At 69.6% G+C, this 20,355-nt stretch carries 16 protein-coding genes; 14 read left to right on the top strand and 2 right to left on the bottom strand.

Annotated features, from left to right (window positions below):
- The 9 genes from ACIHA7_RS16955 (at position 1) to ACIHA7_RS16915 (ending at position 10,642) form a co-directional block, all read left to right on the top strand.
- Complete coding sequence (locus tag ACIHA7_RS16955) at positions 1 to 1,011, top strand: ABC transporter permease (protein WP_397290264.1); 1,011 nt, start codon at positions 1 to 3, stop codon at positions 1,009 to 1,011.
- Positions 1,004 to 1,876: an ABC transporter permease gene (locus tag ACIHA7_RS16950; RefSeq protein ID WP_397290262.1), complete on the top strand. Its 873-nt coding sequence runs from the start codon at positions 1,004 to 1,006 to the stop codon at positions 1,874 to 1,876. The genes ACIHA7_RS16955 and ACIHA7_RS16950 overlap by 8 nt, the downstream gene beginning before the upstream one ends.
- On the top strand, positions 1,873 to 3,558 hold the full coding sequence (locus ACIHA7_RS16945) for a dipeptide ABC transporter ATP-binding protein (protein WP_397290260.1): 1,686 nt from the start codon (positions 1,873 to 1,875) through the stop codon (positions 3,556 to 3,558). The genes ACIHA7_RS16950 and ACIHA7_RS16945 overlap by 4 nt, the downstream gene beginning before the upstream one ends.
- Complete coding sequence (locus tag ACIHA7_RS16940) at positions 3,558 to 3,800, top strand: hypothetical protein (RefSeq protein ID WP_397290258.1); 243 nt, start codon at positions 3,558 to 3,560, stop codon at positions 3,798 to 3,800. The genes ACIHA7_RS16945 and ACIHA7_RS16940 overlap by 1 nt, the downstream gene beginning before the upstream one ends.
- Positions 3,800 to 4,936 carry an LLM class flavin-dependent oxidoreductase gene (locus ACIHA7_RS16935; RefSeq protein WP_397290256.1) on the top strand — a complete coding sequence of 379 codons (1,137 nt, stop codon included), beginning with the start codon at positions 3,800 to 3,802 and terminating at the stop codon, positions 4,934 to 4,936. The genes ACIHA7_RS16940 and ACIHA7_RS16935 overlap by 1 nt, the downstream gene beginning before the upstream one ends.
- Complete coding sequence (locus ACIHA7_RS16930) at positions 4,933 to 6,303, top strand: NtaA/DmoA family FMN-dependent monooxygenase (protein WP_397290254.1); 1,371 nt, start codon at positions 4,933 to 4,935, stop codon at positions 6,301 to 6,303. The genes ACIHA7_RS16935 and ACIHA7_RS16930 overlap by 4 nt, the downstream gene beginning before the upstream one ends.
- Positions 6,300 to 7,106 (top strand): DUF1684 domain-containing protein, encoded by an 807-nt coding sequence (locus ACIHA7_RS16925; protein ID WP_397290252.1) that lies wholly within the window; start codon positions 6,300 to 6,302, stop codon positions 7,104 to 7,106. The genes ACIHA7_RS16930 and ACIHA7_RS16925 overlap by 4 nt, the downstream gene beginning before the upstream one ends.
- Positions 7,103 to 8,254, top strand: a complete 1,152-nt coding sequence (locus tag ACIHA7_RS16920) for an LLM class flavin-dependent oxidoreductase (protein ID WP_397290250.1) — start codon at positions 7,103 to 7,105, stop codon at positions 8,252 to 8,254. The genes ACIHA7_RS16925 and ACIHA7_RS16920 overlap by 4 nt, the downstream gene beginning before the upstream one ends.
- A gap of 360 nt (positions 8,255 to 8,614) precedes the next feature.
- On the top strand, positions 8,615 to 10,642 hold the full coding sequence (locus tag ACIHA7_RS16915) for a CocE/NonD family hydrolase (protein ID WP_397290248.1): 2,028 nt from the start codon (positions 8,615 to 8,617) through the stop codon (positions 10,640 to 10,642).
- Positions 10,643 to 10,706: 64 nt separating this feature from the next.
- Here the strand turns inward: ACIHA7_RS16915 and ACIHA7_RS16910 are convergent, their stop codons facing one another.
- Positions 10,707 to 11,708, bottom strand: a complete 1,002-nt coding sequence (locus tag ACIHA7_RS16910) for a methylenetetrahydrofolate reductase (RefSeq protein ID WP_147134303.1) — start codon at positions 11,706 to 11,708, stop codon at positions 10,707 to 10,709.
- A gap of 131 nt (positions 11,709 to 11,839) precedes the next feature.
- Between ACIHA7_RS16910 and ACIHA7_RS16905 the strand changes: the two genes are divergently transcribed.
- From ACIHA7_RS16905 to ACIHA7_RS16890, 4 genes are all read left to right on the top strand, one after another.
- Complete coding sequence (locus tag ACIHA7_RS16905; protein WP_397290246.1) at positions 11,840 to 12,991, top strand: polyprenyl synthetase family protein; 1,152 nt, start codon at positions 11,840 to 11,842, stop codon at positions 12,989 to 12,991.
- Positions 12,992 to 13,184: 193 nt separating this feature from the next.
- Entirely contained in the window at positions 13,185 to 14,810 is a 1,626-nt protein-coding gene (crtI, locus tag ACIHA7_RS16900) for a phytoene desaturase family protein (RefSeq protein ID WP_397290811.1), read from the top strand.
- A gap of 183 nt (positions 14,811 to 14,993) precedes the next feature.
- Positions 14,994 to 16,577, top strand: a complete 1,584-nt coding sequence (locus tag ACIHA7_RS16895; RefSeq protein ID WP_397290244.1) for an alpha-(1->6)-mannopyranosyltransferase A — start codon at positions 14,994 to 14,996, stop codon at positions 16,575 to 16,577.
- Complete coding sequence (locus tag ACIHA7_RS16890) at positions 16,574 to 17,683, top strand: phytoene/squalene synthase family protein (RefSeq protein WP_397290242.1); 1,110 nt, start codon at positions 16,574 to 16,576, stop codon at positions 17,681 to 17,683. Before ACIHA7_RS16895 ends, ACIHA7_RS16890 begins: the two co-directional genes overlap by 4 nt.
- 150 nt (positions 17,684 to 17,833) lie before the next feature.
- Here ACIHA7_RS16890 and ACIHA7_RS16885 read toward each other — a convergent pair whose 3' ends face one another.
- The gene (locus ACIHA7_RS16885) at positions 17,834 to 18,199 is read right to left on the bottom strand and encodes an Rv2175c family DNA-binding protein (protein ID WP_397290240.1); all 366 of its coding nucleotides are present in this window, start codon (positions 18,197 to 18,199) and stop codon (positions 17,834 to 17,836) included.
- A 128-nt stretch (positions 18,200 to 18,327) separates the two neighbouring features.
- Between ACIHA7_RS16885 and pknB the strand changes: the two genes are divergently transcribed.
- The gene (gene pknB / locus ACIHA7_RS16880; RefSeq protein ID WP_397290238.1) at positions 18,328 to 20,304 is read left to right on the top strand and encodes a Stk1 family PASTA domain-containing Ser/Thr kinase; all 1,977 of its coding nucleotides are present in this window, start codon (positions 18,328 to 18,330) and stop codon (positions 20,302 to 20,304) included.
- Positions 20,305 to 20,355: the final 51 nt, after the last annotated feature.

The raw sequence follows: 20,355 nt of genomic DNA, 5'->3' as shown, positions 1-20,355 counted from the left end.
ATGGCGCGCTATCTGGCTCTGCGGGTCCTGCAAGCGTTCTGGGTGCTGTGGGCGGCGTTCACCATCTCCTTCGTGGTGCTCTACCTGCTGCCCGCCGACCCGATCTCCATCGCGGCCGACGGCGGCGGCACGGGGACACCCGTGGACAAGGCCGCCATCGCCGAGTTGCAGGCCCGCTACGGGCTGGATCGGCCGCTGTGGGAACAGTATTGGACCGCGCTCGGGCACGCGGTGCGTGGCGATCTCGGGCACTCGATCGGCACCGGTCAGCCGGTGACCGGCGCCATCGGTGACGCGCTGCCCGCGACGCTCGGATTGGCCGGGCTGGCACTGCTTTTCGCGACTGTCGGCGGGGTGGCGCTGGCGTTCGCCGCGACCTACACGCGGCGGCCGTGGCTGCGCACCGTGCTCAATGCCCTGCCGTCACTCGGTGTTTCGGTGCCGACCTTCTGGACCGGCTTGCTGCTGCTGCAATTGTTCTCGTTCCAGTGGCGCCTGGCTCCGGCCTTCGGTGGGCACGGCTTCGCGGGCACGGTCCTGCCCGCCCTGACGCTGGCCCTGCCGATCGGCGCGGTCATTGCCCAGGTGCTGGCCGCAGGCCTCGAAGCCACCTGGCGGCAGCCGTTTGTCGACGTCGCCTCGGCGAAGGGCGGTTCGCGCTGGTGGGTGCAGCGCAAGCACGTGCTGCGTCCCGCCAGCGTGCCCACCTTCACCATCGCGGGCGTGCTGATCGGCAACATGCTGGCCGGGTCGGTCGTGGTGGAGACGGTCTTCGCCAGGCAGGGCGTCGGCCGCCTCACCCAGACCGCGGTACTGGCCCAGGACATTCCGGTGGTGCAGGGCATCGTCCGGCTCACCTCGGCCGTGTTCGTCACGGTGAACCTCGCGGTGGACCTGCTCTATCCCTTGCTCGACCCGCGCATCGCCGCGCGGGCCCGGCGCGCGGTCGCGCCCGAGAAGACAGCCGAGAAGGTCGGCGGCACCGCCGAAGGGGTGGCAATTCATGGTTGACGTCATCGATGAGCGGCGGCGTGCCGCCTTCCCTCGGCTGGACAAGCCGACGCTGCGCTGGAAGTGGTTGCGCGGCAACATAGCTCTGATCCTGTCCGGTCTGGTCGCGGCGCTGGCCGTCGGCTGGGCGCTGTTCCCGTCGCTGTTCGCCAGCGGTGATCCACTGACCGGGGTGCCCGCGCACAAGTTCCGCGGGCCCGGTGCGGAGCACTGGTTCGGGACCGACAACCTCGGGCGCGACCTGTACACGCGCATGGTGCACGGCGCTGGGCTCTCGCTCACCGCGACGCTCGCGGCGGTGAGCATCGCGCTGATCGCCGGGTCCGTGCTCGGGCTGCTCTCGGGTGCCGCGGGCGGCATCGTCGACACGGTCGTCATGCGCGTCGTCGATGTGCTGCTGTCGATTCCGGCGCTGCTGCTGTCGCTGGCCCTGGTCACCGCCCTGGGCTTCGGCACGCGCAATGTGGCGATCGCGGTGGGTGTCTCACTGGTCGCCAACTTCGCCAGGGTGCTGCGGTCGGAGGTGCTGCGGGTGCGCCGCGCGGCGTATGTCGAGGCCGCGCACGCGTCGGGCGTCCGCTGGTACACGGTGCTGCTGCGGCACGTGCTGCCCAACTCGTATCAGCCGGTGCTCGCGCTGGCCGCCGTCGAGTTCGGTATGGCCGTGCTGTCGGTGTCGGCCCTGAGCTTCCTCGGCTACGGCGCGAAACCGCCTACGCCCGAGTGGGGTTCGCTCATCTCCGAGGGCCGCAACTACCTCGCCACCGCGTGGTGGATGACCACTCTGCCCGGCCTGGTCATCATCGCGGTGGTCGTGGCCGCCCAGCGTCTCGGGCGCGCCGTCGGAAGGAACGAACAGCTATGACCAGCACTACTTCGCCGCAGGCACCGACCGAGGAACAAGTGCCCTCGACTGCCGACAACGTAGGGCGGTACACCGGTCCGCTGCTGCGGATCGACAATCTGCGCGTTCGCTACCGGTCCGACTCCGGTGACGTCACCGCGTTGGCCGGGGTCTCGCTCAGCGTGTCCCACGGCGAAGTAGTGGCCCTGGTCGGCGAATCCGGTTCCGGCAAGTCCACGCTCGCGCAGTCGGTGATCGGCTTGCTCGGCGCGAATGCCGAGATCACCGGCGGGACCATCGCTTTCGACGGAAAGGTCGTCGACACCGGATCCGAGCGGGCACTGCAACGGTTACGCGGTGCGCGCATCGGGTTCGTGCCGCAGGACCCAGGGCTGTCGCTGAATCCGGTTCGGCGCGTGGGTGAACAGGTGGCCGAGGCGCTGCTGGTGCACCGGCTGGCCGACCGGCATTCGGCGCGTGCGCGTGCCGTCCAACTGCTCGCCGAGGCGGGCCTGGACCGGCCGGAACTGCGGGAAGTGCAGTACCCGCACGAGCTCTCGGGCGGGCAACGGCAGCGGGTACTCATCGCATCGGCGCTGGCCTGCCGGCCGGAGCTGGTGATCGCGGACGAGCCGACCAGCGCGCTCGATGCCACGGTGGCGCGGCGGGTACTCGATCAGCTCGCCGCCCAGATCGCGGCCGAGGGCACCGCGGTGCTGCTGATCACCCACGATCTCGCGGTGGCCGCCGAGCGCGCCGACCGGATCGTGGTGCTCAGCGGTGGCGAGATCGTGGAGAGCGGGCCCACCGCGACGGTGCTCGCCGCGCCCCGCCATCCGTACACCAAGCGGCTGCTCGCCGCCTCGCCGAGCTTGGCGCCCGCGGTCGCCTATCGGACGCCCAAGCCGCGCGAGGGTGCGCCGCTACTGGCCTTGCGTGAGGTGCGCAAGCGCTTTCGCGCACAGGCGGGCGGCTCGGTGACGGCGGTCGCCGGGGTCGGGTTCGAACTCGGCCGTGGCGAAACCCTCTCGCTGGTAGGCGAGTCCGGTTCCGGCAAGTCGACCACCGCCCGCATCGCGTTGCGGCTCACCGAGCCCGACAGCGGCCGGATCACCTTCGACGGGCACGAGTTGACCCGCGTCCGCGGCACCCGGTTGCGGGCGCTGCGCCGGCGGTTCCAGGTGGTGTACCAGAATCCGTACTCCTCGCTGGATCCGCGCTGGCGGGTGGGCACGATCATCGAGGAACCGTTGCGCGCGTACGGCGTCGGCGACCGCGCGGCCAGGCAGGCCCGGGTCGCCGAACTGCTCGGGCAGGTGGCACTGCCGCAACACTTCGCGCAGCGCCGCCCCGCGGAACTGTCCGGTGGACAGCGTCAGCGCGTCGCCATCGCCCGCGCGCTCGCCCTGCACCCGGACCTGCTGGTGCTGGACGAACCGGTCTCCGCGCTCGACGCCTCCGTCCAAGCGCAGATCCTCGAGCTGCTCGACCGGCTACAGACCGAGCTGGCGCTGAGCTATCTGTTCATCTCGCACGATCTGGCGGTGGTCCGCCGGATCAGCGACCACGTCGCGGTCATGCGGCACGGCCGCATCGTCGAATCCGGGCCCACCGCAGCGATTTTCGACAACCCGCAGCACGAGTACACCCGTGAGCTGTTGTCCGCCATCCCCACGCCCGCCGCCGCGAAAGGACCATCCTGATGCCGGAATCGACCTACCGCCACAGCCGGATACTCGTGCGCACCGACCGGCCCGCATGCTGCCGGAGCAGGCCGGACCGCCCGGGGTCGCTGCCAGCGCGGGCGAAGCGCTGGTGGCGCACGCACGTACCGGAGCGCACCGCGGCCACCGACCTGTGGCAGCACGCGTTCTTCTTCGCTCCCGACGCGGCGGGTGTGCATCCCGCGGCGCGGCAGTGCTTGGACTGGAAGGGAACCAACTGATGGCCGACACCGACTTCTTCCTCGCGGTCGAGCTGGCGGGGACGGGGATTCACCCGGCGTCGTGGCGGCGCGACGACTCGCGTGCCGAGGACTTGTTCACCGGCGCGTACTGGGTCGACGCCGTCACGGCGGCCGAAAAGGCCGGAGTGGACGCGGTATTCGTGCCGGACTCGTTCGGCTTGCAGCCGGGTGGGCCAGGCGCGACACGGGGCAGGCTCGACGCGGTGGCGATCGCCGCCCGGGTCGCGGCGGCCACTCGGCGCATCGGGCTGATTCCGCAGGGCGCCGTGACGCATACCGAGCCGTTCCATCTGGCCAAGGCCGTCCAGAGTCTCGATTTCGCCTCGCTCGGGCGCGCCGGGTGGGAGGTGACCGTATCCGAAGGAGTGGAGCAGGCACGGGCATTCGGCCGTAAGGACGCGCAGGACGCGGCGTCGCTGTGGCACGAGGCCGACGAGGCGATCGAGGTGGTGACTCGGCTGTGGGACAGCTGGGAGGACGACGCGGAGATCCGCGATGTACCCACCGGGCGCTTCATCGACCGGGACAAGCTGCACTACATCGACTTCACCGGGGACAACTTCTCGGTGAAGGGGCCGTCCATCACCCCGCGCTCGCCGCAGGGACAGTCGATCGTGGCGGTACGCGCGCACGACGACGCGAGCACGGGCGTCGCGGTACAGCGGGCCGACCTGATTCGCGTCGCCGCAGCCGATCTCGACACCGCGCGGGCCGTGCGGACCGCGCTGCGAACGGCGGTGCGCGCCGCCGACCGTGACCCCGATGTCGTGCGCGTGCTGCTGGATGTCGAACTCCACCTTGCTGATTCGTCGGATTCCGCGCACCGGGAGGTGGCCCAGTTGGATCGGTGGACCGACCCCGGTATCCCGACCGGCCTGCGCCACATCGGCACGCCGGCGACGCTGCGCGAATTGCTCGGCACCGTCGACGCTTCCGGTGCCGCCGACGGTGTCGTACTCCGCCCGCTCGCCGTCCCTGCGACAGTCGACCGGCTCGCCCCGCTGGCCCGGAAACCCGCGTCCGCCAGCACATTACGCGAACGACTCGGGCTCCCCCGGCCAGTCAGCCGGTACGCCGACAGCAGCACCACGATCCAGGAGGGCACGCCGTCGTGACCGGCAAACCACGCAAGCAGATCCACCTCGCCGCCCATTTCCCCGGCGTCAACAACACCACCGTCTGGGCGGACCCGGCCTCGGCGAGTCAGGTGGAGTTCGACTCGTTCGTGCACCTGGCCGAGACCGCCGAACGCGGCCTGTTCGACTTCTTCTTCCTGGCCGAGGGACTCCGGCTGCGCGAGCACCTCGGGCGCATCCACGATCTCGACGTGGTGGGCAGGCCGGACACCTTCACGGTGCTCAACGCGCTGGCCAGGGTGACCGAGAAGCTCGGCCTGGCGGGCACCATCAACAGCACCTACAACGAACCGTTCGAGCTGGCCAAACAGTTCGCCTCGCTGGACCATCTGTCCGGCGGCCGCGCCGCCTGGAACGTCGTCACCTCCTCCGACGCGTTCACCGGCGAAAACTTCCGCCGCGGCGGCTATCTCGAACACAGCCGGCGTTATCAGCGCGCCGCCGAGGTGGTCGAGGTGACCCGCAAGCTGTGGGACAGCTGGGCCGCCGACACGCTGGTGATCGATCGGGCCGCGGGGGTGTTCGCCCGCGAGGTGCCCGAAACCCGGCACCGCGGTGCGCAATTCGACATCGCCGGACGGTTCGTGCTGCCGCCGAGCCCGCAGGGGCACCCGGTGTTGTTGCAGGCGGGCGACTCCGACGACGGCCGGGAGTTCGGCGCGTCCGCCGCCGATGCGATCTTCACCGGGCATGGCACGCTCGAAGCCGGGCAACGTTTCTACGCCGATGTCAAGGGCCGGCTGGCGAAGTACGGCCGGACACCGGACGAGCTGAAGATCCTGCCCGCGGCCACCTTCGTGCTCGGCGACAGCGCGCGGGAAGCCGAGGACAAGGCCCGCCACATCCGCTACCAGCAGGTCGGCCCGCAGACCGCCATCGCCTTCCTCGAACAGGTCTGGGGCCGTGAGCTTTCCGAATACGACCCGGATGGACCACTGCCCGACGTGGCGCCCACCGACAACGTCGATATCACCCGCGGCCGGGTGCGCCACGCCAAGGACCCGCGCGCGGTCGCCGAGGCCTGGCGAGCCAAAGCCGAGGCCGAAAACCTCAGCATCCGTGAGCTGATCATCGAGGTCACCGCGCGCCAGCAGTTCGTCGGCACGCCCGCCGCGGTCGCCGAGCAGATCGACACCTACGTCCAGGCCGACGCCAGCGATGGATTCATCCTCGTCCCGCACCTCACGCCGGGTGGGCTGGACGAGTTCGTCGATCGCGTCGTCCCGGAACTGCAGGAGCGCGGCAGTTTCCGCACCGAGTACACCGGCACCACCCTGCGCGAGCATCTCGGCCTGCGCCATCCGCACCGCCACCGCACCGTCCACGAAGGAGCACGAGCGTCATGACGACCAGCATCAGCACCGATTTCGCCACCGAGTGGGCGCACTGGCAGCACACCAGGGTGGCGCAGCTGCGCGACCCGCTCGGCTTCCTCAGCCTGACCGCATTGCATTGGCTCACCGACCAACCCGAGCGGCTGCCGGACGTGCCGGGCACCTGGTGGGTCACCGACGACAAGGTGTTCATCACCGCGCAGCCCGCCGACCGCCTCGAGGTCGACGGTGTCGGCGTCGCGGGCGTGCGGATCATCAAGCCCGAAGAGGGCGCGCCGGGTCTCACTGTGCTACACGAGCGCCGGGTGCTCGAGGTGATCCGCCGAAGCGGGCGGTACGCCGTCCGGGTGCACGACCCGGCGGCCCCGACCTTGTCGAGCTTCACCGGAATCCCCAGCTACACACCGGATCCCCGGTGGGTGGTGACCGGCCGGTTCACGCCGTTCGACGCGCAGCGCACGGTGACCACCGGTGCCGTGGTCGAAGGCCTGGAACATCACCACGCCGCCGTGGGCACCATCGAGTTCACCATCGGCGAGGCCACCGAGCAGGTCGTCGCGTTCGGCGAGCCCACCGATCTCCGGCTGCTGTTCACCGACGCGACCAGCGGCATCACCACCTACCCCGCGGCCCGCTCGCTCGCGATCGGCGCACCGGACGCGGACAGCACGGTGCGGCTCGACTTCAACCGCGCGGCCAATTTGCCGTGCGCCTTCACCGATTTCGCGACCTGCCCGGTCGCGCCCGCCGAGAACCGGTTGCGCGTCGCGATCGAAGCGGGCGAGCAGGATCCACGGCTGGGGAGGAATTCATGAGTGTCCCGCTGTCCATCCTCGACCTGTCCCCGATCAGCGCCGGGTCGACCGCGCAGCAGGCGCTGCGCAACACCATCGATCTCGCGCAGCGCGCGGAACAGTGGGGCTACCACCGATATTGGCTGGCCGAGCACCACTTCGTGTCGGTGGCCAGCTCCGCCTCGATCACCCTGATCGGTCTGGTCGCCGCGGCCACCTCGCGGATTCGAGTGGGGTCGGCGGCCGTTCAGGTCGGCCACCACACCTCGGCATCGATCGTGGAAGCGTTCGGCACCATCGACGCGCTGTACCCAGGCCGTCTCGACTTGGGTCTCGGGCGGTCCGGGCACCGGCGCAGCCAGTACGGCGCGGAACCGGCGCACCCCAAGGGCGGACATCCCAAGGTGGACACCGCGACCGGGCGGACCCAGATCCGGGACGGCGTGGTGGTTCCGCCGCCGTTCGACCCCGGCCGGGTCGCCGACCGGACGAAGTTCCTCGCCTCGGCCGCCGCGCTGCAGCAGGAGGGTGCGCAGGCGATGGACTTCGCCGAGCAGGTCGCCGAGGTGCGGGCACTGCTCGGCGGCCACTTCGTGAGCAAGAACGGTGTTGCGCTGCACGCGGTTCCAGGTGAGGGCGCGCAGGTCGAGCTGTGGTTGTTCGGCAGCTCGGGCGGGGAAAGCGCCGAGCTCGCCGGCCAGCTCGGATTGCCGTTCGCGGCGGCGTATCACGTGTCACCGGGCACCGCCCTGGACGGGGTCGACGCCTACCGCGCGGCCTTCCGGCCGTCCGCACTGCTTGCCGAACCGTACGTGGTGGTCTCCGCGGACGTCGTCGTCGCCGAGGACGACGCCACCGCGCGCCGCCACGCCGCCACCTACGGCCACTGGGTGCACAGCATCCGCAGCGGCGCTGGCGCGGCCGACTACCTCGACCCCGCCACCGCCACCCCGCTGACCCCCGAGCAGCACCGCTTGGTCGCCGACCGCCTCGCCACCCAATTCGTCGGTGCGTCCGGCACGGTCGTGGAACGGCTCGACGCACTCCAGCGCGCCACCGGCGCCGACGAACTCCTCGTCACCAGCATCACCCACCGGCACGCCGACCGCCTCGAATCACACCGCCTACTCGCCGACGCTTGGGGGTTACGAGCAGCCCGCGCGGCCTGACCCTGCCACGCACTGAACGCCTGGTGCGCACAGATCGCGGCTGGCAGGGGGTGGCGGCTACCGGCTGACATCATGATCGGCGGGATGGTTGCGCGAAACCCGACGCTTGCGGCCGCCATGTCCCCACCCACCGCCGACAGCGGCGGTTGCACCGGCCGGGACATGGTGGCGTGCGGACTCGCGGTGGGGCGCCCTCATGTCCCGCCGACGAACGAGGCGTTCGACCTCCGCTGCAGACGCTTCGGCGGATTGCCAAGGTCGGCGCGGTATTCCTCGTCATTTCGACATACTTCTCCCGATCTATCGAAAACATACAGGCGTGCATGTATATTTCTCGCCGATCAGGAGAGGGAGATATCAATGAGGATTGCTCCAGCGCGCCGGTGGACCCGGGTTCTCGTCGGCCTGCTTGCGCTGCTTGCGGTTTCCCAAGTGCTGGTGGCGCCCGGTACTCCGGCCGCGCCCGAGGGGGCGGCGGCGTGGACGGCGGTGCACGACGGTCCGCAGCGGTATCCAGGGATGCATATCGACTGGGATGTGCCGATCACCATGAGCGACGGCACGGTGCTCGAGGCGAATGTGTATCGACCGGCGGATGCGAACGGTCCGATCGCGACGCCGCTGCCGACGATCGTCAATCTGACGCCCTACACCAAGTTGTTGTCGATGATCGCGCAGACGGCGCTGTCCGTGCCGATGCTGTCCGATGCGGTGGTCGGGTTCCTGCGGGACTTCGAGCTGCCCGGGACGCCGCTGGAGGGGCTGACGGACGCGACCCGGGTGGCCGGTGGCGGGTTCGGGCGGGCGTTCGCGGTGGACCCCAACCTGATTCGCAGCGGCTACACCCAGGTCGTCGTCGATGTGCGCGGAACCGGCTTCTCCCAGGGCATCTGGGAGCCGTGGGGGCCGAAGGACCAGCAGGACACCCCCGAGGTGATCGCGTGGGCCGCGGCGCAGCCGTGGTCGGACGGCAAAATCGGGATGACCGGCGCCTCCTACTCCGGGATCAACCAGGTGCAGGCCGCCGAAAAGCAGCCGCCCGCGCTGAAAGCCATCGTCCCGGTGGTACCGGGCAACGACCTGGTGCGCGACATGATCGCCCCGGGCGGCGCGGCCATCGGCATCCTGCTGCCCTACCTGCTCGCGGTGAACGTGGCCAAGTTCGTGCCCGACCTGATGTCGCTGGTGCAGGGCAGGTTCGACATGCAATGGCTGACCGACCGGCTGGCCAGCCCGATGTCGTTCCTGGACGTAGCAATCCAAACGATGAGCACCGATTCGTTCGACGCGGTCCAACCACAGCTACAGCGCGTCCTCGACCCGGACAGCCCGATCCGGCAGGCGTGGCTCGGACATCCCGAACGCATCACCGTGCCGACGATGGTGATCGGCGGCTGGCACGACAACTTCGCCAACGGGGAACCCCGTATCTACCAGGAGATTCCGCTACCGCCCGGGCACAAACAGCTGATCATGGGTAACGGATACCACGTGAACACCGGCTTCGATATGCGCGGCCGCAACGGCGAACCACCGCGGATCGATGTGTTGCAGCGCGCCTGGTTCGACAAGTGGCTCAAGGGGATCGACAACGGCATCGAGGGGTACGGACCGGTGACGCTGTGGCAGCAGGGCGCGGGCTGGACCAGCACCGAACAGTTCCCGCGCGCCGGGGCCGAGCACCGGCGGTTGTACCTGTCCGCGGCGCCGAGTGGCACCTCGGCCATCAGCGCGCACGACGGAACTCTCGCGGCCGCACCGACTTCCGAGACGACCCGGCTCACCGTCGCGCCCGGCCTGGCCAGCCTGTGCTCGGCCGACGCAGTGCAGGGCACCGCGGGCATCCTCGTGTTCTCCGGGTGCGGCAAAGACGCCAGGGTGCAGGAGATCAGCGGGCTCACCTTCACCAGCCCACCGGTGACCGAGCCGACCACGATCTCCGGACCGATCGCGGTACACCTCAACACGGTGCACGACGCCACCGACGGCTACTGGACCGCGACGTTGAACGATGTTGCCCCCGACGGCCGTTCGGTCACGCTGACGACCGGCCAGCTGGTGTCCTCGATGCGCGCCATCGACGACGGCAAGAGCCGCCGGTCACCGGACGGTGCCTACACCGACCCGTTCCCGGTGATGTCACTGGCCGCCAGGCAGCCCATGGTCCCCGGCCTGCCCACCCAGCTCGACCTCGGCCTCGCCCCCACCGACGCGATCCTGCAACCGGGACACCGGCTGCGGATCGACATCTTCGCGGGCAACTACCCGAAGGGGCTGCCCGTCCGTCCCATGCTGGACGCGACCGAACTCAAACCCCAACACCTGCAACTGGATCCATCGGCGCCGAGCTACGTCAACGTGCCACTCGCGGGCAACCCCGGCTGGTAACCCGCACGCTGTCCATTCCCGCACCGGAGTCGCCCGCGATTGCGGTGCGGGAAATCAGCAAGCGTCAGGCGCTGATAGGGGCGGCGGTGACGCCGTAGCCGAGGTTGGTGAGCACCTCGGTGGTCGCCTTGGCGAAGTTCAGCGTGATGAAGTGCAGGCAGGGCGCGCCCTCATCGATGAGCCGCTGCGCCATCTCGGTGGCGATCTCGATGCCGACCTCGCGCACCGCGGCCTGATTGTCGTCGGGTGCGTCGCCCGCGGCCTTGTTCAGCCGGTCCAGGACCGCGGCGGGCAGTGCGCGACCGCAGAGTTCCTCGGCCCGCGCCACCGTGCGCAGCGAGGTGATCGGCATCAGCTCGGGGATGATCGGCTTGGCGCCCTCGATCGGATCGAACTTCGCGATCCGATCGCGCAATCGCAGGTAGTGCTCGACGTCGAAGAACATCTGGGTGATCGAATACTCCGCGCCCGCACGCAGTTTCGCAGCCAGGAAGGCGGTGTCGGAGTCCAGGTCCGGCGAGCGGTGATGACCCTGCGGGAACGAGGCGACGCCGACATGGAAGTCGCCGAGATCACGCACGATGCGCACCAGTTCCTCGGCGTAGGCGACGCCCTCGGGATGCTGCTGCCACTCACCGAGCGGGTCGCCCGGCGGGTCGCCGCGCAGCACCAGGATGTTGCGGATGCCCGAATCGGCGTAGGAGCCGACCAGCGAGCGCAGCTCGCCGAGGCTGTGTTCGACGGCGGTCAGGTGCGCCACCGGCAGCAGCGTGGTCTCCTGGGCCAGCTCGCCGGTGACCCGCACGGTGCGGTCGCGGGTCGACCCGCCCGCGCCGTAGGTCATCGAGACGAACGCGGGGTGCATCCGCTCGAACTGGCGTACCGCACGCCACAGCCGAGCCTCCGCGGCGGCGTCCCTGGGCGGATTGAACTCGACCGAGAACGGCACCGCCGCACCGGAGTGGGCCCGCAGACTCTGTACAACCGACGGTGTTCCAGAGACGTTCGGGTGCGTCCGGGGCGGACGGCCTGGGGTCGAGCGTCCCCGCGCATTGTCGAAAGTCACTGATTCAGTGTAGTGGTGACCGCCGGTGGCCCTCACGGGTCGTACCGACGAGTACGCGTATTCTTCGGACCAGACCGCACCGGGACGCGACAGGCAGTGCCCGGGCACCACGCGTCCACGACCGCACGACCTTGGAGGCTCCCCTGTCCGCCGGATCCGGTACCCAGACGCCTCACCGCACCGCCGCGGCGGAGCTCGTCGCACCCAAGCCGGGTACGCCGGCCTTCGTCGCCGCCGTGGAAGACGCGCTGACCAGGTTCTTCGCCACCCGGCGCGAGCTGGTCGAGCAGCTCGGCCCGGTCTTCGTCGAGGCCGCGGACGCGCTGGAGCTGTTCGTGCTGCGCGGCGGCAAGCGCACCAGGCCCGCGTTCGCCTGGACCGGCTGGCTCGGCGCGGGCGGCGACGCCGACGGACCGGACGCGGCCGCGGTGCTCACCGCGTGCTCGGCGCTGGAACTCGTGCAGGCGTGCGCGCTGATCCACGACGACATCATCGACTCCTCGCGGACCCGCCGCCGCTTCCCGACGGTGCACGTCGACTTCGAGCAGCGCCACCGCGACCGTGCCTGGGCGGGCGACTCCGCGCACTTCGGCGCCAGCGTCGCGATCCTGGTCGGCGACCTGGCGCTGGCCTGGGCCGACGACATGGTGCACGCCTCCGGGCTCGACCCGGCGGCGATCGCCCGGTTCGCGCCGGTGTGGGCGGGCATGCGCACCGAGGTGCTCGGCGGCCAGCTCCTCGATATCCACGGCGAGGCGGGCGCCGATGAATCGGTCGAGGCCGCGCTGCGGATCAACCGGTACAAGACCGCCGCCTACACCGTCGAACGCCCGCTGCACCTCGGCGCGGCCATCGCCGACGCGGACCAGGAGCTGGTCGAGGCCTACCGCACCTTCGGCACCGACATCGGCATCGCCTTCCAGCTGCGCGACGACCTGCTCGGGGTGTTCGGCGACCCCGCCGTCACCGGCAAACCGTCCGGCGACGATCTGCGCGAGGGCAAGCGCACCGTGCTGCTCGCCGAGGCGCTGACCAGGGCCGACGAGGCCGACCCGGCCGCGGCGAAGCTGCTGCGCACCAGCATCGGCACCGATCTGGCGCCCGAGGAGGTGGCGCGGCTGCGCGCCGTCATCACCGACCTCGGTGCGGTGGACGAGGTCGAGCGCCGGATCAGCGAGCTCACCGAGGCCGGACTCGCCGCCATCGAGACCAGCACGGCGACACCTGCCGCGAAGGAGCGGTTGCGCGCCATGGCGTTGGCGGCGACCAAACGCACAGCCTGAAAGTGGTTGCGCGACCGGCAGGCTGGGTAACCCGGCTCGGTGCCGGCGTCGACCCGATGCGTGCCGTGAAGAGGAGAACTTGATGAAAGACGTTGGCGCTGCGGGTTCTCGCGAGACGGGAAGGCCGGAGAACGCACCGCGTGCTCGCAGGCGCGCGACCACGGCGGCCGATCGGCTGCTGCTCGTGCGGGGCATGCCGATCGTCACCCCGGATTGCGATCGGCGGCGCACCGCCCACGCGGTGAAAACCGTTGCCGGGCCCACGGATCGGGTTGTCGTGGTCGGCGCCGGGCTGGCCGGGCTCTCCGCCGCGCTGTATCTCACCGGCGCGGGGCGCAAGGTCACGCTGCTGGAGCGAGCCGACCACCCGGGCGGACGGGTCGGGCGCTACCAGGGCCCGGACTACGAGATCGATTCCGGCGCAACCGTGTTGACGCTGCCCGAGCTGATCACCGACGCGCTGGCCGCGGTCGGGCGGACGCCGCAGGACTGCAAGCCCGCGCTGCGCATCCATCAGCTGGCGCCGAGTTACCACGCCAAGTTCGCCGACGGCGCGACGCTGCGGGTGTTCGCCGACCCCGACGCCATGGCCGAAGAAATCGCCCTGGTGTGCGGCCCTGCGGAGGCTCGGCGCTACCGGCGACTACGCGACTGGCTGGCGCGGATCTACGCGGCGGCGTTCGCCGATTTCATGGACACCAACTTCGATTCACCGCTGGACATGGTGCGCGCGCCCGAAAAGCGCAGCGCGCTGGCGGCTCTGGTGCGCCTCGGCGGGTTCGGCAGGCTCGGACGCAAGGTCGACCGGTTCCTGAACGACCCGCGGTTGGCGCGACTGTTCACCTTCCAGGCGCTCTACGCGGGGCTGCCGCCCGCCGAAGCGCTCGCGGTGTACGGCGCCATCCCGCACATGGACACCTCACTCGGCGTCTACTACCCCGAGGGCGGGATGCGGGCCATCGCGGCGGCGATGGCCGAGGCGTTCACCGCGGCGGGCGGCACGCTCGAACTGGGCACCGAGGTGACCGGGGTGGACTACGCCGGTCGGCGGGCCGAGCGGGTGCGCACCGCGGACGGGCGCACCTTCGACTGCGATGCCTTGGTGCTCACCGTCGACCTCGGCTCCATCGACCGCTACGGCGTGCGCCGCCGTCGCGGGTTGCGCGCCGCACCCTCCGCGGTCGTCGCGCACGGCACGGTACCCGCCGAGATCGCGCGCACCTGGCCGATCCAGGCCCACCACACCATCGAGTTCGGGGCGGCGTGGGACGAGACGTTCGCCGAGATCGCGGGGCGGCGGGGCCGGTTGATGAGCGACCCGTCGTTGCTGCTGACCCGCCCGGCGCTCACCGACCCCGGTCTCTACATCACCAGGGCCGATGGGCAACACGAGCCGTTCTCGTTGCTGGCGCCCTGCCCGAACCTGGACGCCGCGCCCTTGGACTGGCCCCGAATCGGCCCGGCCTACCTGCGCGAGCTGCTCGACGAACTGGAAAGGCGGGGTTACGACGGTATTGCCACACAATTCACCGTCGACCATCTCGACACCCCACAGACCTGGCGTGACCAGGGCATGCTGGCCGGTACGCCGTTCTCCGCGGCACACCTGTTCCGGCAGACCGGGCCATTTCGCTCGCGCAATTTTCCGCGCACCAGCGACAACGTAGTTATCGCTGGTTGCGGCACCACGCCGGGTGTCGGAGTACCGACCGCGGTGCTGTCCGGAAAACTGGCGGCAACCCGTATTACCGGCGATACGCGCGCTGCTCGAGATGAAACCGCGCGTACCAGCGAGATAGTGTTCCCGGCGACGCCGTAAACTAGGCGCCGACCTATTCACTCGCGGTTGCGACCGCTGACCATTCGGGGGGACCGACACCAGATGGCATCCCCCGAAACGCGCGCCGCAGAGGCCACATTGACACACATCACCGGCCGAGCAACCCCCACCGCGGCGAAGCGCGAATCGGCCCCTGCCGAGCCACCAGGTGTGCGGTCGTGGATGCGCACGGTCGCCCTCTTCCTGCGCAGCCCCGAGGGGCACGCCGCGATGCTCGGCTGCTACGGCGCGATCATGATCACCTTCGGTGGCTTCGGCGCGGGCAGCACCCGCAAGCGCGACCCGATTCTCGAGGCGCTGCACCTGTCCTGGCTACGGTTCGGCCACGGGTACGCACTCTCGACGATCGTGATCTGGATCGGCGTGCTGCTGATGATCACCGCGTGGGTTCGCCTCGGGCGCACCACGATCGGCAAGGGCGATCGGCTCGATGCGGGCGTGACGCTCAACGAGTTACGCGCGATCGTCGGTATCTGGATCACCCCGCTGCTGTTCGCGGTGCCCATGTTCAGCCAGGACGTCTACTCGTATCTGGCACAGGGCGCGCTGCTGCGCGACGGCTACGACCCCTACGTCGACGCACCGGTGAAGAACCCCGGTGTGCTGCTCGACAATGTCAGCCCGGTGTGGAAACTCACCACCGCGCCCTACGGCCCGATCTTCCTGCTCCTCGGCCGCGGCATCACCACGATCACCGGTGACAACGTGGTTGCGGGCACCATCGCGATGCGACTGGTGATGCTGCCCGGCCTCGCGCTGATGATGTGGGCGGTGCCCTATCTGACCAAGCACCTCGGCGGCAAGCCCACCGTCGCACTGTGGCTCGCCGTGCTCAACCCGCTGGTGCTGATCCACCTGTTCGGCGGCGTGCACAACGAGATGCTGATGGTCGGGCTGATGTGCGCGGGCATCGCGCTGGTGCTGGAACGCCACCATGTGGCGGGCATCGTGGTGGTCGCGATCGGCGTGGCGATCAAGGCGACGGCAGGCATCGCACTGCCGTTCCTGGTGTGGATCTGGATGCTGCACGAACGCGAGAAGCGGGCCGCACAGCGGGCCGGGCGCGACCCGGAGAATCTGCCGGAGAGCGAGAAACCGCACGACGCGGCGAAGCCCACCGAGGACATGCCCCATCCCGCGCTGATGTTCGCCAAGATCGCCGGGCTCGGGCTGACCGTGTTCGCCCTGGTCTTCGCGGCCGCCTCGGCCATCGCCGGCGTCGGCATCGGCTGGCTCACCGCGCTGTCCGGGTCGAAGAAGATCATCAACTGGCTGTCGCTGCCGACCATCATGATGCACGCGGTCGGCTGGGTCACCTCGTTCGACTCCGGGAAGGTCCTCGCGGTGACCAGGGGGATCTGCGCGATCGCCCTGGTGGCCGTGCTCGTGTGGGCCTGGTGGCGGTTCCGGCACAGCGAGCGCGAGGCCGTATTCGGCATCCTGATCGCGTTCGTCGGGATCGTCATCCTCTCCCCCGCCGCGCTGCCCTGGTACTACTCGTGGCCGCTGGCGCTCGCCGCAGGCTTCGCGCTCTCCACCACGACATTGATGGTGCTGGTCGGCTTGTGTACCTGGCTGATGCTGGTGTTCCAACCGGACGGCTCGATCGGGTTGTACAGCTTCGGGCACGTCGCCCTGGCGACCTTCGCCGCCGTGGTGGCCGCGATGTCGCTGCGCAAGGTCGACCCGCTGCGGTTGCGGGCCACACCGCCGAGCATCGATCCGGCCACGCACGCACGGTCATGACCCGCGGCGGGCCGCACGCCGCGGGCCGGTCGCACGCCGCAAGCTTGCACAACACCGAGCTCGCGCACGCGTATCGCGAATGCAAACGGATCGCGGCTGCGCACGGGCGGACCTACTTCCTGGCGACGCGGTTGCTGACGGCTGAGCGTCGGCCCGCGGTGCATGCGCTGTACGCGTTCGCCAGGATGGTGGACGACATCGTCGACCACGCGGAAACCGATGTCGCACAGCGTTATCCAGGGGTTGCCCGGGAGCACGAGCTACCCGAGCACGGTCCGGCCGGTGAGCTCGATCTGATCGAGAAGCAGCTGCGGATCGCGTTGGAACTCGATGCGCCCGATCAGGAAGCTGCAGGGCCGCCGGCGAGCTCACGAAGGCCGGCACAGACCAGTACCGCTGGACCGCAAGAAGTTTGGCAGCGTTCGGCACCGACCACTCAGGATCGACACCCGCGCGCACTGATCCTGCTCGCCGTAGCCGACACCATCCACCGCTACGACATAGGCGCGCAGCACTTCTGGACGTTCCTGGACTCCATGCGCATGGACGTCCCCGGCACCGCGCACTTCCGCGACCGCTACGCCACCATGACCGACCTGCACGAGTACATGACCGGATCGGCCGCCGCCATCGGCCTCCAGGTGCTCCCCGTTCTCGGCACCGTATGCCCGATCGCCGAAGCCGAACCAGCCGCCGCCGCCCTCGGCGAGGCGTTCCAGCTCACCAACTTCCTGCGCGACGTAGCCGAAGACCTCGACCGCGGCCGGATCTACCTTCCCGCCGACGAACTCGCCGCATTCGGCGTCGACCACGACCTACTCGTGCACTGCCAGCACACCCGACGCACCGACCCCCGCGTCCGCCGAGCCCTGGCCCACCTCATCGCGATCAACCGCGACATCTACCGCAACGCCGACCCCGGCATCGACCTGCTCGAACCGCGAGTCCGCCCGGCCATCCGCACCGCCGCCGTCCTCTACGCAACCATCCTTGACCGCATCGAGGCCGCCGACTACGCCATCTTCAGCCACCGCGCCGTAGTCCCCCGCCACCACCGCCTCCGAGTGGCCGCGACTGAATTCACCACCGCCGCAGTTCGCCGCTGACGAGAGCCGCGTGGACTGAAAGCAAGCTGACCCACTCTCCCAACCACCACAGCGCGAGTTTTGCGAGCGCGGCCACGCGGCCGACAACACAGCAGGTGCTCAACGGCTCAGACGCGAACCATCTACGTCCGCGCCGACACGGCCGGCAACTCAGAACGGATCAGCAGCAGCCCGGCGAATCACTTCACGCGCCAGCGGCCCGTGCAACGCGTCCACCGGCTTGCCGGGAAGACTGTCATCGTCGGTGAAGATCCATTCCAGAATCTCCTCGTCGGTGTACTTGGCGTCCTTCATCACGGTGATCAGCCCGGGCAGGAACCGGACCACGCCTTCGTCGTCGAAGAACCGTTCGGGCACGCTCACGACGCCGTCGCGGCGGACGGCCAGTAGTTGGTGGTCGCGCAGCATCTGATGGACGCGGGTCACCACGAGCCCGAGTCGGTCGGCCACCTCGGGCAGCGGCAGCAGTGCCACGGACTCCGGAAGGACATCATCACTGCAGGGAAATGCACTCACGCGGATAACGGTAGACGGTCGCTCGCAGCAAGTCGTGAGACACCCGGGTGCGTTTGGTCGATACCATCGTGAGGGCCGCACGGGGCGGTCGATCGCTTGTGGGACGAACCGCGAGGGGTGAGAACTTTGTGAAAGCCGGAGGACATCAATTGATCGGCCAGATGCTGGAAGGGCGCTATCGGATCGATGCGCCGATCGCCCGCGGCGGCATGTCGATGGTCTTCCGGGGCGTCGACACCCGCCTGGACCGGCCGGTGGCCATCAAAGTGATGGACCCCAAGTTCGCCGGTGATCCGCAGTTCCTGTCGCGTTTCGAGTTCGAGGCCCGCGCGGTCGCCAAGTTGAAGCATTCCTCGCTGGTCGCGGTGTACGACCAGGGTGTCGACGGCGAATATCCCTTCTTGATCATGGAGTTGGTCGAGGGCGGCACGCTGCGCGAGTTGCTGCGCGAGCGCGGCCCGATGCCGCCGCACGCGGTGCGCGCGGTGGCGGAGCCGGTGCTCGCCGCGATCGGTGTCGCGCATTCGGCGGGCCTGGTGCATCGGGACGTGAAGCCGGAGAACGTGCTGATCTCCGATGGCGGCGAGGTGAAGATCGCCGATTTCGGCCTGGTTCGCGCGGTCGCGGCGGCAAATACGACCTCGGCCAGCGTGATTCTCGGCACTGCCGCGTACCTGTCCCCCGAACAGGTGACCACCGGCACGGCCGACGCGCGCAGTGACGTGTACTCGTTCGGCGTGCTGATCTTCGAGCTGCTCACCGGGAAGGTGCCGTTCACCGGCGACACCTCGCTGTCGGTGGCGTACCAGCGGATCGAGAACGACGTGCCGAGCCCGAGCCGGTTCATCTCGGGTGTGCCGCCGGAGTTCGACGAGTTGGTCGCGAAAGCTACCGCGCGCGAGCCCGCGCACCGGTTCGCCGACGCGAACGAGATGGCGGCCGCGCTGCGGCACATCGGCGCGAAGCTGAACCTGCCGCCGTATCGGGTGCCCGCGCCGCAGGAGTCGGCCGAGCATCTGAGCGCGAGCTACAAGGTGGCCACGCCGCCCCCGCAGCAGCACGCGGCGATGCCCGCCGAGCCGTACACGCCGCCGACGGTGCAACACACGAAGGTGGTCACCGCGCCGCGGCCGCGAGTCGACTACGGTCCGCCGGACGGCTACGACGAGCAGCCGGTGCGTCAGCAGCACGCGGCGTCGCCGTATCAGGCCTACGCGCCCGACCGCAGCAGGTCGCGCCGCACGACGTGGGCGTGGGTGGCCATTGTGGCGATTCTCACGCTGGTCGTCGGGGTCGGTGGCTGGTGGCTCGGCGTCGGCCGATACTCCCCCGTTCCGGCGATCGCCGGGATGGATTCCGACCGCGCGATCGCGGCGCTGCGCGATGCCGGGTTCGAGACCGAGCTTCGGCAGAAGGCCTCGGATGTAGTGCCGGTCGGCGGCGTGGTCGGCAGCGACCCGTCGGCGGGGTCGCGGGTCACCAAGGGTTCGACGGTCGCGGTGCTGATCTCCAGCGGCAAGCCGAAAGTGCCCGACGTACAGCCGGGTGACCCGATCAGCAAAGTCAATCAGCTGATTCGCGATGCGGGCTTGCAGCCGGTCGACTCCGGTGAGGTCGGCAATACCGCACCCAAGGGGACGCTCGCCAAGACCGATCCCGGTCCCGGCGTTGTCCTTCCGATGGGCGCGCAGGTAAAGGTGTACCGCAGCAAGGGCTCCCAGCCGGTGAAGGTGCCCGACGTGCGCGGCAAGTCGGCCGACGAGGCCACCAAGATCCTCACCGCCGCCGGTATCGCGGTGCGCGAGACCAGGTCTCAGTTCGATCGCAGCATCGAAGCGGACAAGGCGATCGGCACCGACCCGGCCGCGGGCACGACCATCCAATCCGGTGACGGCGTCGCACTGCTCGTGTCGAACGCGCTGAAGATGCCCGACGTGCGCGGCTGGACCGTCGCCAACGCCCGCGCCAAGCTGCAATCCCTCGGTGTCCAGGTAGAGGTGAAACAGCTTGTGGCGAGCGACAGTTCACTCATCGTCTCGCAGACCCCTGGCGTGGGCGCCAATATCGAGTCGGGCAACACCGTCTCATTGGTCGCCCTGCCGTAGGCCCCCTAGGGCACGCTGACTGTCGCGATGGGGTCCCGGAATCACTTCCGG

This window comes from Nocardia sp. NPDC052316 (assembly GCF_044547795.1).
Classification (GTDB): domain Bacteria; phylum Actinomycetota; class Actinomycetes; order Mycobacteriales; family Mycobacteriaceae; genus Nocardia.
This window is presented reverse-complemented; position numbering and strand designations above follow the sequence as displayed.

Coding starts and splice junctions, on each gene's coding strand:
- ACIHA7_RS16935 (WP_397290256.1), top strand. CDS start 3,800: ATGGCCGACACCGACTTCTTCCTCGCGGTCGAGCTGGCGGGGACGGGG.
- ACIHA7_RS16890 (WP_397290242.1), top strand. CDS start 16,574: ATGACCCGCGGCGGGCCGCACGCCGCGGGCCGGTCGCACGCCGCAAGC.
- ACIHA7_RS16925 (WP_397290252.1), top strand. CDS start 6,300: ATGACGACCAGCATCAGCACCGATTTCGCCACCGAGTGGGCGCACTGG.
- ACIHA7_RS16915 (WP_397290248.1), top strand. CDS start 8,615: ATGAGGATTGCTCCAGCGCGCCGGTGGACCCGGGTTCTCGTCGGCCTG.
- ACIHA7_RS16955 (WP_397290264.1), top strand. CDS start 1: ATGGCGCGCTATCTGGCTCTGCGGGTCCTGCAAGCGTTCTGGGTGCTG.
- ACIHA7_RS16940 (WP_397290258.1), top strand. CDS start 3,558: ATGCCGGAATCGACCTACCGCCACAGCCGGATACTCGTGCGCACCGAC.
- ACIHA7_RS16895 (WP_397290244.1), top strand. CDS start 14,994: ATGCGCACGGTCGCCCTCTTCCTGCGCAGCCCCGAGGGGCACGCCGCG.
- ACIHA7_RS16950 (WP_397290262.1), top strand. CDS start 1,004: ATGGTTGACGTCATCGATGAGCGGCGGCGTGCCGCCTTCCCTCGGCTG.
- ACIHA7_RS16945 (WP_397290260.1), top strand. CDS start 1,873: ATGACCAGCACTACTTCGCCGCAGGCACCGACCGAGGAACAAGTGCCC.
- ACIHA7_RS16920 (WP_397290250.1), top strand. CDS start 7,103: ATGAGTGTCCCGCTGTCCATCCTCGACCTGTCCCCGATCAGCGCCGGG.
- crtI (WP_397290811.1), top strand. CDS start 13,185: ATGCCGATCGTCACCCCGGATTGCGATCGGCGGCGCACCGCCCACGCG.